Source organism: Pedobacter sp. KH_004 (assembly GCF_057840755.1).
On sequence record NZ_CM174519.1, the window covers coordinates 4,130,983 to 4,145,158 of the forward strand.

At 35.4% G+C, this 14,176-nt stretch carries 12 protein-coding genes; 10 read left to right on the forward strand and 2 right to left on the reverse strand.

What is annotated here, in order from left to right; translation table 11 throughout:
* Window positions 1–146 precede the first annotated feature (146 nt).
* Complete coding sequence (locus AC3ITD_RS17785) at window positions 147–1,226, forward strand: acyltransferase family protein (RefSeq protein ID WP_489361732.1); 1,080 nt, start codon at window positions 147–149, stop codon at window positions 1,224–1,226.
* Window positions 1,227–1,400: 174 nt separating this feature from the next.
* Here the strand turns inward: AC3ITD_RS17785 and AC3ITD_RS17790 are convergent, their stop codons facing one another.
* Window positions 1,401–2,996 (reverse strand): ABC-F family ATP-binding cassette domain-containing protein, encoded by a 1,596-nt coding sequence (locus AC3ITD_RS17790; RefSeq protein ID WP_489361734.1) that lies wholly within the window; start codon window positions 2,994–2,996, stop codon window positions 1,401–1,403.
* A gap of 461 nt (window positions 2,997–3,457) precedes the next feature.
* Between AC3ITD_RS17790 and AC3ITD_RS17795 the strand changes: the two genes are divergently transcribed.
* The 3 genes from AC3ITD_RS17795 to AC3ITD_RS17805 all read left to right on the forward strand — a co-directional run bounded on the left by AC3ITD_RS17795 (window position 3,458) and on the right by AC3ITD_RS17805 (window position 6,953).
* A complete protein-coding gene (locus AC3ITD_RS17795) occupies window positions 3,458–4,579 on the forward strand; it encodes a T6SS phospholipase effector Tle1-like catalytic domain-containing protein (protein WP_489361736.1) in 1,122 nt (373 codons plus the stop codon).
* A 70-nt stretch (window positions 4,580–4,649) separates the two neighbouring features.
* Window positions 4,650–5,594, forward strand: a complete 945-nt coding sequence (locus AC3ITD_RS17800; RefSeq protein ID WP_489361738.1) for a chitosanase — start codon at window positions 4,650–4,652, stop codon at window positions 5,592–5,594.
* Between the two features lie 75 nt (window positions 5,595–5,669).
* Window positions 5,670–6,953 (forward strand): ATP-binding protein, encoded by a 1,284-nt coding sequence (locus AC3ITD_RS17805; RefSeq protein WP_489361740.1) that lies wholly within the window; start codon window positions 5,670–5,672, stop codon window positions 6,951–6,953.
* A 66-nt stretch (window positions 6,954–7,019) separates the two neighbouring features.
* Here AC3ITD_RS17805 and AC3ITD_RS17810 read toward each other — a convergent pair whose 3' ends face one another.
* Complete coding sequence (locus AC3ITD_RS17810) at window positions 7,020–7,892, reverse strand: hypothetical protein (protein WP_489361742.1); 873 nt, start codon at window positions 7,890–7,892, stop codon at window positions 7,020–7,022.
* A gap of 386 nt (window positions 7,893–8,278) precedes the next feature.
* On the opposite strand from AC3ITD_RS17810, the gene AC3ITD_RS17815 reads away from it, so the two are divergent.
* The 6 genes from AC3ITD_RS17815 to AC3ITD_RS17840 all read left to right on the forward strand — a co-directional run bounded on the left by AC3ITD_RS17815 (window position 8,279) and on the right by AC3ITD_RS17840 (window position 14,174).
* Window positions 8,279–8,479, forward strand: coding sequence for a hypothetical protein (locus tag AC3ITD_RS17815; protein WP_489361744.1), 201 nt, complete (start codon window positions 8,279–8,281; stop codon window positions 8,477–8,479).
* A gap of 65 nt (window positions 8,480–8,544) precedes the next feature.
* Window positions 8,545–10,206, forward strand: a complete 1,662-nt coding sequence (locus AC3ITD_RS17820) for a tetratricopeptide repeat-containing sensor histidine kinase (RefSeq protein ID WP_489361746.1) — start codon at window positions 8,545–8,547, stop codon at window positions 10,204–10,206.
* 12 nt (window positions 10,207–10,218) lie between these two features.
* The gene (locus AC3ITD_RS17825; protein WP_489361748.1) at window positions 10,219–10,884 is read left to right on the forward strand and encodes a response regulator; all 666 of its coding nucleotides are present in this window, start codon (window positions 10,219–10,221) and stop codon (window positions 10,882–10,884) included.
* 241 nt (window positions 10,885–11,125) lie between these two features.
* Window positions 11,126–12,187: a type I restriction endonuclease gene (locus AC3ITD_RS17830; RefSeq protein WP_489361750.1), complete on the forward strand. Its 1,062-nt coding sequence runs from the start codon at window positions 11,126–11,128 to the stop codon at window positions 12,185–12,187.
* A gap of 461 nt (window positions 12,188–12,648) precedes the next feature.
* The gene (locus AC3ITD_RS17835) at window positions 12,649–13,218 is read left to right on the forward strand and encodes a hypothetical protein (protein WP_489361752.1); all 570 of its coding nucleotides are present in this window, start codon (window positions 12,649–12,651) and stop codon (window positions 13,216–13,218) included.
* Window positions 13,215–14,174 (forward strand): DUF4407 domain-containing protein, encoded by a 960-nt coding sequence (locus AC3ITD_RS17840; protein WP_489361754.1) that lies wholly within the window; start codon window positions 13,215–13,217, stop codon window positions 14,172–14,174. The genes AC3ITD_RS17835 and AC3ITD_RS17840 overlap by 4 nt, the downstream gene beginning before the upstream one ends.
* Window positions 14,175–14,176: the final 2 nt, after the last annotated feature.

Sequence of the window (14,176 nt, forward strand, 5' to 3'; positions counted from 1 at the left end):
TCAATAAAAGGACCTTCAAATAAACAGAAAGTCCTTTTATTGTTACACAAACCATCAAAATATCGCCTGCTTTAATTTGACATCATCTGGTCAAATACGTATTCTTGTTTCTTGCTTATTTTAATAATGTGAGCACAGTGCATACCATGAACAATGTAACTCCAGGTTTATTAAAAACCAAACAACATTTTATTATTCTTGATGGATTACGCGGCGTGGCTGCTTTGGCGATTGTTGCTTTTCATTTTTTGGAAGTAGTTTTTGAGTTTAGCAAAAATTTTCTTGGTCATGGATTTTTAGCTGTCGATTTTTTCTTCTGCCTTTCTGGTTTCGTTATCGCCTATGCTTATGATGATCGCCTTGAAAAAATGGGCATTATGGAGTTTTTTAAATCCCGGATCATCAGGTTACATCCTCTGGTTATTTTTGGTTCTGTATTAGGACTACTAACTTTCATTTTCGATCCCTTTAGCGGTACCGCCGCCCAATATAGCATAGGCAAAATCACTTTATTGTTTTTAACTTCTGCCTTATTAATTCCTTTTCCAACAATGGAAGAGCGCTATTTTAACAACTTCGGTTTAAATGCGCCAGCCTGGTCGTTATTTTGGGAATATGTGGCGAACATTGTTTATGCATTTGTACTTTACAAATTGGCCAGAAAGTATTTAATGGCACTCGCTGGCGTTGCCGCTATTATTCTGGTAGTAGTTGCTTATCGTACGGGTTCATTATTGGGCGGTTGGGCCGGAGAAAATTTTTGGGAAGGTGGGGCAAGGATATTATACTCTTTTACAGCTGGCTTATTAATTTATCGCTCCAAATGGATCATTAAAAACAAGCTCGGTTTTGTTGGCTTATCCATCTTGCTGTTATTCGCATTTTTTATGCCGTATTCAAACTATAACTGGCTAACTGAATCACTAGTGGTTCTATTTTATTTCCCCCTTTTGGTTGCCTTAGGTGCCGGAACCGTTGCCACCCAGGGGTTAACCAAATTATGCACCTTTTTTGGCAAGATATCTTATCCTTTGTACATGACACATTACATGGCCATTTGGGTATTTGCCAATTATTACAATGCGTACAAACCAAAAGGAACAGAATTGGCTTTAGTAATTTCAGGTGGGGTAATCGCCTTAGTTTCCCTAGCCTATTTAACCATGATTATGTTTGATATTCCAGTTCGAAAATACCTTTCGAAAAAGCGAATCAAGGCGTTATAAACCATTGCAGAAATAATTATAAATTTTTTTAAAAATTTTAAAACAAACTAATTATACCTGCGTTTATAGTATAGTTTGTTTGGTTTAGTTTTATCGGTGGATACTTATAAGACATTCAATATAGCCTCATAGAGATATGGGGCTTTCTCATTTTTACACTTTTTTAAACCAATCCTATTTATATAATACTATTTCCCTTTCAATATTAATCTGTTCCAAAAAATAAGTATCGTGAGATACGATTAAAAGTGTCCCTTTAAATTCGTTAATGGCTTCCGTTAATATTTCAACATTTTGAATATCGAGGTTATTGGTGGGCTCATCAAAAATCATCATATCGGGTGCCTCGTTCTTGATTGTTAGCAAGCAAAGCATCAACCTCATTTTTTCGCCTCCACTCAATGAACCGCAAGCCTTATCCCAGTCTTCCTTATCAAACAAAAACCGATTTAATCTAATTTTGATTTCATGTTCTTGTAATTCGCCGGTGTTATAATGTTGTGCCTGCTGATAAACATTGAGTTGATTATTGATTAAAGAATAATCCTGATCAATGTATATTGCATCATAGCTGGCATTTTTGACTGTTCCTGTTTGAGGGAACAGCTCTCCTAAAATAATCTTGATCAAAGTAGATTTGCCAGATCCATTTATTCCTTTTAATGCGATTCTTTCACCACTTTTTATATCAAAATTAAGTGCCGAAAGCCAGAGCTTTTTAAGGCCATAGCTAAAATTGATTTCCCTTGCCACAATTAATGTTTTCCCATAATGAAGCTGGGATTGATCAAAGCCAATTTTCATCTGTCCAGCTAAAGGAATAGTGTTTCTTAACTCCGTTAATTCTTTACTGATGTTGCTAATTTTTTCGTCATGCATTTGCTTAACACGAGCTGTACTGCCCTCAGCCTTGTTTTTCAAGGTATTCATTGATATGGTGGGTAAACCCGCTTTTTCTTGCTTCCTTTTCCCCCGGGCATCTAATTTTTGCTCCCTTTCAATAGTCTCACGGGCCACCACTTTCGCTTTTCGAAGCGTTTTTTCTTTGGCTTTAAGTGCATTAGACAGGGCTTCTTCTTCGATCTGTTTTTGCTCCAAATAGAAATCGTAGTTTCCTCCGTAGGTATTTATTTCGCCTTGGTTTAATTCGTACGTTAGGTTAAGAAAATTGAGCAAAATACGGTCATGACTTACTATGAGCAAAGTTTTATTTGTACTCTGGATAAAATTGTATAACAAATCCCTGCTCTCCATATCAAGGTGATTACTCGGCTCATCCATCATAATAATTTCCGGTTGATGAATTAAGATTCCTGCCAGAAAAACCTTAGTCTTTTGCCCACCACTTAATAAATCCAGCTTTTGATTCAAATCCGCTATTTCAAGTCCCCAATAGGCAAAAGCTTCGTTACAACGCTCTTCAATAGTCCAATCATCCTGTAGGAGCGCAAAGTTTTCTTCAGTTGCCTTGCCATCTAAAATTTCATGTAAAGCCGAAATTCGATAATTAATTTTTAGCGCTTCTGCAATGCTTAAATGATTAAACTGACCAAAAATTTGCGGAACAAGATAGGGTTGATCATCCACCTGTAGCAAACCTTCAGTAACTTCTAAAGTTCCAGCCAAAAGATTGAGCAAAGTAGATTTACCCGAACCATTGTGACCTACCAAGGCTACTTTGTTCTGTGCTTGAAGGGTAAAATTTAAATTAGAAAATAATATATCCCGATTGGGATGTTGGTAGGCAAGGCCTTGTAAAGTAAGCATCATATCTTTGTTAAAACGTAAATAATTTTTGATCCAATGCAATTGGATACCGTTTGTTTTATCGAAAGAATTTGCTCTTACATTTTATACTGTGATGATTTACGGCAAATTTAGTGATTTATCCAAAGTAATCAAATTTAATAGAAGTTGCTTACCATCAAAAAGGAATATGCTATCACTTTACCTACAAAAGAATACCTAATTTCTGGTATTGACAATCAGCTCATTATCATTTAACTTAGTGAAAATCAGCTATCCCTATTCGTATAAGTTTTTTCTTTCGTTAATCTTTTAGCATACCTATTTAGAATACCTTTTTGAACGACTGTTTTTGGCAAAAAAGTTTTTCATGGAATACTAAATGATCACCTTATGCATTTTATAAAATTCTCCACTGTTATTGATGAGCGCTTTCATCAAACAGCCAATGTTGTTGCTTCAATTTTAATCTCTGGTATTTTAATATGAAAAGGATTATTATTTGCTGCGATGGCACCTGGAATAGTCCTGGCGACACAGAAGATGGTTCGCCTATCCGTACTAACGTACAAAAGATGTTCGAAAGCATTTGCAATACCGACGATAAAGGTGTTGAAAAGATAAAATATTACACCGATGGCGTTGGAACGTCGGGAAGTAAACTACGCAGATATTTTGATGGTGCCACGGGTTTTGGTTTAGACCATAATATTGTAAGTGCCTACAAATTTTTGGTTTGGAATTTTGTAAAGGGCGATGAAATTTATCTTTTTGGTTTTAGCAGGGGCGCCTACACTGCCCGAAGTTTAGCCGGCATGATCCGCAATTGCGGTATTATTAAAAACAACGATCTAAGCTTAATTAATCAGGCTTATAATTATTACCGCCGAAGAACTGAATTGGATTGGAATCCCAGCGGCGAAAAAGCAAAAGCATTTAGAGAGCGAAACAGCTTTGAAAGTCGTATCAAATTTGTTGGCGTTTGGGATACAGTGGGTTCATTAGGCATTCCGCTTTCTCTGTTCAGACCATATAATGCGACAAAATATCAATTCCACGATACAGAGCTCAGTAAGTACATCGATTATGCGTACCATGCTTTAGCCATCGATGAAAAAAGAGGCAGTTTTACTCCTACATTATGGATACAAGATAGACAGGCGGCAGAGAACAAAGATTATCCACAGGTAATGGAGCAACGTTGGTTCTGTGGTGTGCATTCAAATATCGGTGGTGGTTATCCAGAAACAGGATTGAGCGATATTGCCTTTAGCTGGATGGTAGATAAAGCAAATGCTGCTGGTTTAGGCTACGAAGCTGATTTTTTAACCCGATTTGTAGCACCGAATGCTTACACGGGTAAATTGTATAATTCGCTAAGCTTTCCATTTAACATTGCCCCCAAAACCATTCGGGAAATCAAATTCGATAATCAAACTCGTCAAACCATCGATCAATCGGTTCTAGAAAGATATTACTACGATACAAACTACCGACCTCCTATGCTGAAGACCATTATAGAAAGCGTAGAAAAGGAAGGAAAAAACAGTTACTGGTATCCAAATCCCGATACTCAAGGCCCCTTCCCACCAAAATTGATCCGATAAAGCCTATAGTATTTCGCGTAAAACCTTATGATTTCACTTTATTAATTCTCGGCATGGAGGCCGGAAACCTATGAGCAGATTTATTGTCAATGTGAGCAAGCTAAACAAAAGAACTTCGGTACCACCATCGCTTACCGATCAATCGAACATTGCTGGCACCGTTTTTAAAGGGTTTATTTTTAATGCCGAAAAAGTATTGGGCATTACCAACCCTGCTCTTGGCGATTGGTATAAAGACGACTTGAACTATTATTATTGGGGCGGAGGATTGAAGTTAATAGTGGATGATCCGCCACTGTCCCCGCCAACAAATCAACCCGGTTTAATCAGCAATAACATCAAAAGAAAGATTGAGCAAATTGTAAACGTATTTGAAACGAGTTCTATTTTGGGCAAGTATCACATCATTTCAAAACATCAGGATTATAACGATCCAGTAAGTAAAACCCGAATAGTGCAGGTAACCTATGGCAGATCTCAAACTACAGAATTTGGTCATTTGAAAGCGTTAGTTGCCAATTACGTGACCCAAAATGGATTCTTTGCAAACCTATTGAAACCTTATGTATCAAGAATTGGAGAATTGCCTAGCTTGGCCAATGATGCGGTATTTTGTAATACGTTAATTGAGGCAGGAAAAATTGATCCGATAATGAAGCGTTGCCAGGATGAATTATTCGAGATAAAATATTACCAGGTAGCCTATAATTGGTTTCTTAAAAATGGCTTTACACTTCCTTTAAGTTTGCTGGTAATTTACGATAGCCAGATTCATTCTGGCAGCATTCTTCAATTTTTACGAAACCGATTTACTACGGTAGCGCCTATAAAAGGTGGTTCGGAAAGGGAATGGATTACCAATTATGTAAACGTTCGGCATGATTGGCTGGCGAATCACAGCAGTCACATTCTCCAGAATACGGTTTACCGAACCAACTGTTTTAAGCAACAAATTGCTGCCAACAATTGGAATTTGGAGCAACCTGTTATGGCCAATTGGATTAAAGTCAGCTAGATTAAATCCAATTTATTTTTGCTCTATTTACTAATTAATTTAGTATTTTGCGGTTCGTATTAACAAGATCGCATTATGGAAAATAAAGTTAGCATTAACAATAACAGTGTCGAGTTTTCGGGCATTACCAGAGATTACATGGAGGCCATTTCAGAGCTGATATGGAATGGTTTTGACGCCGGAGCAACCAAAATTGATCTTGTTTTTGATACCAATGAAATTGATTTCATTCCATCGATAGAAATTATTGATAACGGAAGCGGCATTAATCTCAATAATCTTAACCAAACCTTTGGGGCATTTCTCGATTCGTTAAAACGCAGTACCGACCATCGTTCATCTTACGTTCGGGGTAAAAAAGGCAAGGGCCGTTTCTCCTTTATTGCTTTTGCGCAAACCGCCATTTGGAATACTACATTTTTTGATGAAAATACACAGGCATTTACCACTTACGATATCACCATTAATGCCAGCAACAAAGATTTTTATGCCGATGAACACCAACAAAAGGGGGTAAAGAAAGCATCGGGCACAAGATTAAAATTGGTGAATCTTTTCGGTGTAACTGCTTATAATTTCATCAACGATGCCTTTATCAACCACTTGAAATCGGAATTTGGCTGGTTTTTATTGTTAAATTCCAAACACGATTTTCACTTGTGTATTAATGGTGAAAGAATTATCTATGAAGACCTCTTGGCCGACCACGAAATTTTTGAAAGGGAAATTGTAGATGCTTCGACATCGAGATTTATGTTTACCATTACCTTTGTTCGCTGGAACGAAAAAATTGGCGATAAGTTTTACTACTATTTTTTAAACAGCGATAAAAAAGAGGTTTTTAAACAGCTCACATCATTTAACAATAATGCCATTAATTTTTATCACAGCGTATACATCGAATCAGATTATTTCAATCTTTTTAATTTCAATGATACAGAAGAAACGGGAAATCTGTTTGGTTCCAATCCACAAAGTCCTATTTTTAAACAGTTAATTAAGGAGCTGCAAAAAATTGTCGTCAACAAGCAAAAGGAATTTGTAAAAAATAATGCTGCTGATGAATTAATTCAAAAGTTATTATTATCGGGTTCAATGCCCAAATTTGGAAATAACGATAACGATTTGAACCAAAAGGAGCTTTTCATCGAATTGGTAAAAGCGATTTACTGCATTCAGCCACGCATGTTTAAAGGCTTAAATGATGCACAAGAAAAGCTCATCTTAAATCTTATTTTTTCTCAAATGAAAGATTCGGATTCGCTTTTGCCCATGTTTGAAAATGTGCTTAAACCTAACGAGGAAGAAAGTCAACAGCTTCATCGACTGATGTCGGCAACACATTTAATTGATAATTGAAACCTTTAAGAAGTGAAAAATGAAGATGCTTTCCAAAAAAATCAGTAGCTCGATATTTCAAAGACATTACTTATGATTAGGAACATGCTTGTCTAAAAAATACTCTGTAACAGGGAGTAACCTAATATGAGTATCTTGAGGATGTATTCCACTATCGGTATAAAATTCGACATTACCTTTAATTTTCGACCGCCAAACTCTGCCAATGTCGGTTCTCTTCAACGTATCTTGGCGAGTAATCTTTTTAAAATATCTTAATTTAAACGTATCCAGCTCTATAATCCTAGCATTTAGAATTCTATCATTACAATTGACTTTAATGTATTGATGTCCGTTCCAATACATACATTGATCGTTTTTGGGATAGAGAACAAATGCACTTATCGCAACGGCGGCCGCGGCTCCAAAAGCGGCTATAGATTTATAATATTTTTTCGGGATAGTATATTTTGAAAATCCAAGTTTAGTTAGAGTAACGCCTGGTGTCTGTTCTGGCCCATCACCCTGTTTCTTATTTGCTCCATCTTCGGTTTGTGCAGTTACCAATGTTTTTCCAAATTCTTCCTTAGTTTCAGTTTCTCTCTGTTTTTTATAAAATAACGTACTTGGTCTGGGCTGAAAATCGATAAACCAGGCGATTAGCTCTGTATTTTTCATTTCGGTATTATCAGTTTTATTATAACCTGCAATGTGGTTGTGCACAGCTTTAAAATCATCTGCTTCCGACTTATTTAGCAACTGATGGAAGTTTGCTTCAAGTTTATCCACTTCAAAAAAATCCGCAAACACATCATCATCCTGCGAATTATACCTTTTATTAAAAGCATTTATACATTCTTTTCTAAATTTTGCCCGAGTCGATAAATCACAGGTAAGCCTCCCTGTTTCTTTTAACTTTTTGTATTCATATAAAACTTGGGCTTGATAATCTTCAGTCATTTCAAAAAAATTTCAATAAAAATATAGTTTTAATATTAGGATTTTTTACGGAATCCCGGAATTATAACGGAATCAATTAGGAAGTTCTAAGGAGCCTCAGGAATTATCGGAATTCCTGGATTAAAAGTTTTTTTAAGTCCTCAAATTTGTATCAGCATACAACGAAAGTGCAATCTAATTAACTGCACTTCGTAAACAACTTTTGCTAATGAGTAAACATCACGGTTGCCTATAACTGATCTGGGAAGCAGTTAAAAAGCAGCCGCGGCGGGAACTCAAAACACTTCCCAAAAATTTTCAGAAGGCCTTCTGATTTGCACCGTAGCAAACCCCTCGAATGGTTCGTGGGGAACTACCAAGTATTTCACCTTTAAAATTTTTGAACAATGTTTTTACCCTTATTTTTAGCAATTTTATTAGGATTAGTAAACCCATCTACCACAAATACACCACCTTCTGGTGCTGGCACAACTGTAAACGTTAATAGTAATGGAGATGAAGATCCAAATGATGAGGATCCAGGTGATGAAAATCCTGGAGATGACACAGGTGGCGAGGGCGGACAAATCCCTCCAAGAAAACCTTAAATACCAATTAAAATGGCGACCTAAAAACCGCCATTTTAATTATATTTGAAGCAAATCATTTTCCCTTGAAAAATTATCTGCTCCTATTATTATCTCTCGGAATTATTGCTTGTAAGGAAAATAAAATCCCCCAAAAAGTTAAACAAGATCCAGACTTTGTTCGGGCACTATCGATGTATAATAGTGGCATTGATTCAGCTTTTTATTATTTTAATAAAGTTACCACGAAACAAAAATACGGATTAGAGGTTGCAGAAGCTTATTGCTATATGTCTATGATCCAAGCCAATAAAGGTGATTATTACGGATCGCAGGAAAGTGCTGTTAGAGCCCTTAAATTGTTGCAAGAAAAGAACAAAAAGCATTGGTCTAGCTTAGGGTCTAGTTATAACCAACTTGGCTTAAATAGTATTGAGCTAAAACAATACAATTTGGCCATAGCCTATTTTAATAATGCCCTAAAATTTTTTAAACATAGGGATGATATTATTGTGGCGCAAAACAATAAAGCTTTGGCTTATCAAAAGTTACAACAATATCCCGAAGCGCTCAAAATTTACAAACATATTCTTTCCCAAAAAATAAATCGAAATGAGTATGCTCGTTTCCTGTCTAACACAGCTAGAACAGAGTGGCTAGACGATTCCAAATACAATGCCGCAGCACAAATGTTAAAAGCATTAAATATTCGTAAAGCGGAAAATAACGATTGGGGCTTAAATGCCAGTTATTCGCATCTGGCAGATTTTTACACCGACAAAGATCCAGATTCGGCATTGTTTTATGCACAGAAGATGTATCAAATTGCAAAAAAATTAAACAGTGCCGATGATGAATTAGAAGCTTTGGATAAGTTAATTAAACTTAGTCCGACGTTAGTAATAAAGAAATATTTCGACATTTACCAGCACCTAAACGATAGTTTGCAAACCGCTAGAAACGCTGCAAAAAACCAGTTTGCAGTTGTTCGATATGAATCAGAAAAGAGCAAGGCCGATAATTTAATCTTGCAAAAAGACAACACAGAAAAACATTATCAGATTATTAAGAGAGAATTATTGCTGGCTTCGGGTTTTGTGGTTTTTACCTCAGTATCTATTATCGCTTTCCTTTGGTATAAAAAAAGACAACAAAAAATGGAGCTCGAAAAGGAAAGTGCCATTCGTGAAAATAGATTAAAAACCTCAAAGAAAGTTCATGATGTTGTAGCAAACGGTTTGTATCGGGTAATGAGTGAAATGGAAAATCAACCTGAAATTGATCGTGAAGCAATCATCGATAAAATCGAGGTGCTTTACGAAAAATCAAGGGATATCTCTTACGAAAAACACGATCACAATTTGCAATCTTTTGAAGTTAAAATATCAGAAATATTAACCTCATTCGCCACGCCCCAAGCCAAAGTGTTTATTGCGGGAAACTCAGTTAAATTGTGGGAAAAAGTGCAGCCCAATGTGCGGTACGAAATCGAACAGGTTTTACAGGAACTAATGGTTAATATGAAAAAGCATAGTAAAGCTACAGCCGTTGTATTAAAATTTGAACAAGAGGAAAATCAGGTTAATATTGTTTATACCGACAATGGAATTGGCATGCCTGAAAATAAGATTTTTAATAACGGATGGAAAAATACGGTTTCCCGTATAGATGGAATTGGAGGGAAAGTTACTTTTGAAACCAAAGCGGAGAAAGGACTTAAGGTTCGCATTTCTTTTCCGGTTTCTTAACTCAAAATTAAAATGTTCAAAAGAGTATTAATCGCCGAAGACCACGAAAGCACGAGTATTTCAGTTAGAAAAACATTGGAAGATTTAGGGATTTCCAAAACTGAGTACACCTACTATTGTGATGATGCATTTATGCAGATTCAAAAAAGCTTAGGCGATGATCAGCCCTTTGATTTGCTTATTACCGATCTTTCTTTTGAAGAGGATCATCGTAAACAAAAACTTTCTGGTGGCTTAACATTAATTGAAGCCATAAAACAAATTCAACCACTTATTAAAATATTGGTATTTTCTGCGGAAACCAATCCTTCAATAATTGATAATCTCTTTAAAAATTTGCGTATTAACGGTTATGTACGTAAAGCCCGACATGACGCCAAAGATTTGAAAAAGGCAATTGAAAATATCGCTCAACACAAAACATATTTATCTGAGGATCTACGACATTCGCTAAAGAAAAAAAATGCTTTCGAGTTTACCGAATATGATGTAACGGTTATTTATTTGCTTTCACAAGGTACTCCACAGAAAGATATTCCAACCTATTTATTACAGCATAAAATAAAACCAGTAAGCTTAAGTAGTCTAGAAAAGCGATTGGGTAATATTAAAGATTCGCTCGAATTTTCTAAGAACGAGCAGTTGGTCGCCTACTGTAAAGATTTGGGAATTATTTGATTCGAAAATCTTCTGGATTAAAGCATGCGCTGCCGCCCCTAACGGCACCCTGCATGTTTATGAATTTTATTCTCCTAATTCCCTCGAAAAAGTTTCTTCTCAAACAATGAAAAATTAGGTTGGTTCGAGAGAAATGAAAGCTATAAACAATTTTTTCTCTTTACGGTTTCCCGTAATAATCGATCCTTTCGTGTAGTTAATTTTGATTGAAACAAACAAACTCAAAATTAAATTTCAGGAAATGGATCTTAAACTAAAGCTAGAGCAACTTCACCAAAGGGTAGTTGGACTCAAAGATCAAATTAATACAGAAGAGGCTACAAAAAATGCATTTGTAATGCCCTTCATACAAATTTTGGGCTACGATATTTTTAATCCGACTGAAGTTATTCCAGAGCATATTTGTGATATTGGCACCAAGAAAGGCGAAAAGGTTGATTATGTAATTCGAAAAAATAATGAGCCTATTCTCATATTTGAATGCAAACACTGGAAAGAAAGTGCCGATGCGCACAACTCCCAATTACACCGTTATTACCATGTTTCCAAAGCCAGATTCGGCGTATTAACCAACGGTACCGTTTACAATTTTTATGCTGATTTAGAAAAACCAAATATCATGGATGAGAAACCTTTCTTAACCATCGACATTGAAGACCTGAAGGATAATGCCATAAAAATTTTAGAAAGCTTTACCAAAAATGAATACAATTTAGAAACCATTTTGGACTCGGCTGAAGGCTTAAAATATATTAAGGCCATTAGAAAAGAGTTTGAAAAAGAAATCGAAAACCCATCAGATGAACTCATCAAACTTCTGGTTAGTCGCTTTTTTGATAAACCATTAATTGCCAGTCGCATGTTGGCTTTTAAAGAATATGCTAAAAAAGCGCTTACCATTTCTATAAATGAATCTATTAGCGATAGATTAAAATCGGCATTAAATATTAATGAAAAACCAGATCTACAGTTAGATCAAAAAGTTAGTCCGATCGATGATGGTAGCGACTCCAAAATTATCACTACAGAAGAAGAATTAGAAGCTTTCCAAATTGTGAAAGCCATCCTAAGAGAAAAAATTGCATCTATTCGTATTGCACCAAGAGATACGCAATCGTACTTCGGAGTTTTGCTTGATGACAATAACAGGAAGCCGATTTGCCGCTTTCACTTCAATACAGCCAATAAATACCTGGAAACTTTTCCGAATGGCAAAGACGCTGGCGATAAAAAGCAAATATTCACTCTGGAAGAAATTTATAATTACCGCAGCCAGCTACACCAAACTATAGATAATTATTAGTTAACGTTCAATTCTCTCACGGAAATGTAGAGGTTGCTTCTAATTGCTCGTAAGAGCGAAAGGAAGTGATCTTGCATTTTTAAAGGAATAAAGAAAATTATTTCAATAAAAAAACAGCCGAAAGTATTGGAAGTTAGCATGAAAATTCTTTCCTACACAAAACAACAATAATATGATTGAAAAAGTACATTATGGAGAAAAGCTTTTCGACCCAAGATGGAAAATGAAAAGGAAAGAAATTTTGGAAAGAGATAACTACAAATGTACTATTTGTGGAAAGATAGATGGCCATTTACATGTTCATCATAAACAGTATCATTTCATTAAGCATCTACAGATTCACGTTAATCCTTGGGACTACAGTGATAAACTTATGGTTACGCTTTGTGAGAGTTGCCATAGCCGAGGGCATTACAAATATAAGGTGCCAATTAAATATATTTAATCATAAACTAATAACAATGGGATTTTTAGACTTTTTCAAGAAAAACAAGCAGATTGAAGAACACCATAATGAAATAAAAGCACCTTTACCAGATATAAATGAAGAAGACTTTATTGATAATTCTGATCCAACTAAACAAAACAGTTCAACTTACTTTGTTGAATTGGGCTCAAATTTGCCAATTGATGTAATATACTCTTTCTTAAAGGAAGATTATGAAACAAAGGCATACAAAGATGCTCTTACTAATCCAGACAGATCATATAAAGATCAAAATGTATCAATACTCCGTAGCAACCTGGCTGTAAAATTCAAGCAAGTCACTTTAAAATATGACGACATGCTTAGGGAAATTGATGTCCACATCAAAACGCGTGGAGAGGCAGGACTTTCTGACCTAGTTGAATTATTAAAATCAAGGAAGGAAACGTTTGATAATCATAAATTTGAGTTGGAACAAATGAAAAATGATCTTGATAATGAAGAGCCTTATATGACAGGAATATTTAGATCTTACGAGGTTGGCTTTACAAGAGGATTAGCTTCTCTTTCACTACACAGCCTCAAAATAAATAATACGATATGAAGAATTGGTGGTTAAAAATAGGTTGTTTTTTAACAGGTTGGAATTTGGCTATTTTAAACACTTGTACGGAGGCAAGCCGAAAGCAGTTAAAAAAATATACATCTGCAATTCTTATCTTAATAATCATATGGGCACTAACGGGATATTTATTTGCATCCCGGTATACACAAGCTCCATGGTGGGGAGCGACAATAACGGGAATTGTTTTTTCTATAATAATTATTCAAATAGAACGAGTCGTAATATTAACTGTAGGAAAGAATCGTTTTGCTACTGTATTTAGAATCTGCTTAGCATTAATTATGGCAATATTGGGTTCTACCATAATGGATCAGATTATTTTCAAGGATGATATCCAAAAAAAAATGGTGGAGATTGTTGATAGACAAGTAAAAAATCGGTTACCTGACCGATTAACAATAATAAATGATAAATTGAATGAATTACAGCATGATGCCGACTCTTTAGACGAAAAGAATCAAGCATTATACAATGAGATTTCTTTACGCCCAACAATTAAAAGTGTTGCATCAAGTACTACCTACACACAAGTGCAACAGCCAGATGGTAGCCTAAGAACCATACCTCAAAGAACAATTTCATCTACCCCCATTGATAACCCTAAAATTCGAGAAGCAGACATTAACAACAAACATTTAGAAGAATTGAGAAATCAGCAAGAGGTTTATACAAAAAGAAAATTAGATGCCGAAAGTTCACTTAGAAATGAACTAAAATCTAAACAAGGTTTTCTTGAAGAATTGAGTGCAATTTTAGAAATTTTACGTGAAAGCCATGTTGCATTATTTTTCTATACTATTCTATTTTGTTTTTTAATGTGTCTGGAACTATTAGTTGTATCTAGTAAAATTGGAGATACAAAGAGTGACTATGATCTTGTAGTGGAGCACCAACTAGATCAAAAAAGGAGGACTTTAAAAGAACTAGTAAGATAGAA

Excerpts from the sequence above, each read along its gene's own strand:
- AC3ITD_RS17785 (WP_489361732.1), top strand. The coding sequence starts at position 147 with ATGAACAATGTAACTCCAGGTTTATTAAAAACCAAACAACATTTTATT.
- AC3ITD_RS17790 (WP_489361734.1), bottom strand. The coding sequence starts at position 2,996 with ATGATGCTTACTTTACAAGGCCTTGCCTACCAACATCCCAATCGGGAT.
- AC3ITD_RS17795 (WP_489361736.1), top strand. The coding sequence starts at position 3,458 with ATGAAAAGGATTATTATTTGCTGCGATGGCACCTGGAATAGTCCTGGC.
- AC3ITD_RS17800 (WP_489361738.1), top strand. The coding sequence starts at position 4,650 with ATGAGCAGATTTATTGTCAATGTGAGCAAGCTAAACAAAAGAACTTCG.
- AC3ITD_RS17805 (WP_489361740.1), top strand. The coding sequence starts at position 5,670 with ATGGAAAATAAAGTTAGCATTAACAATAACAGTGTCGAGTTTTCGGGC.
- AC3ITD_RS17810 (WP_489361742.1), bottom strand. The coding sequence starts at position 7,892 with ATGACTGAAGATTATCAAGCCCAAGTTTTATATGAATACAAAAAGTTA.
- AC3ITD_RS17815 (WP_489361744.1), top strand. The coding sequence starts at position 8,279 with ATGTTTTTACCCTTATTTTTAGCAATTTTATTAGGATTAGTAAACCCA.
- AC3ITD_RS17825 (WP_489361748.1), top strand. The coding sequence starts at position 10,219 with ATGTTCAAAAGAGTATTAATCGCCGAAGACCACGAAAGCACGAGTATT.
- AC3ITD_RS17830 (WP_489361750.1), top strand. The coding sequence starts at position 11,126 with ATGGATCTTAAACTAAAGCTAGAGCAACTTCACCAAAGGGTAGTTGGA.
- AC3ITD_RS17835 (WP_489361752.1), top strand. The coding sequence starts at position 12,649 with ATGGGATTTTTAGACTTTTTCAAGAAAAACAAGCAGATTGAAGAACAC.
- AC3ITD_RS17840 (WP_489361754.1), top strand. The coding sequence starts at position 13,215 with ATGAAGAATTGGTGGTTAAAAATAGGTTGTTTTTTAACAGGTTGGAAT.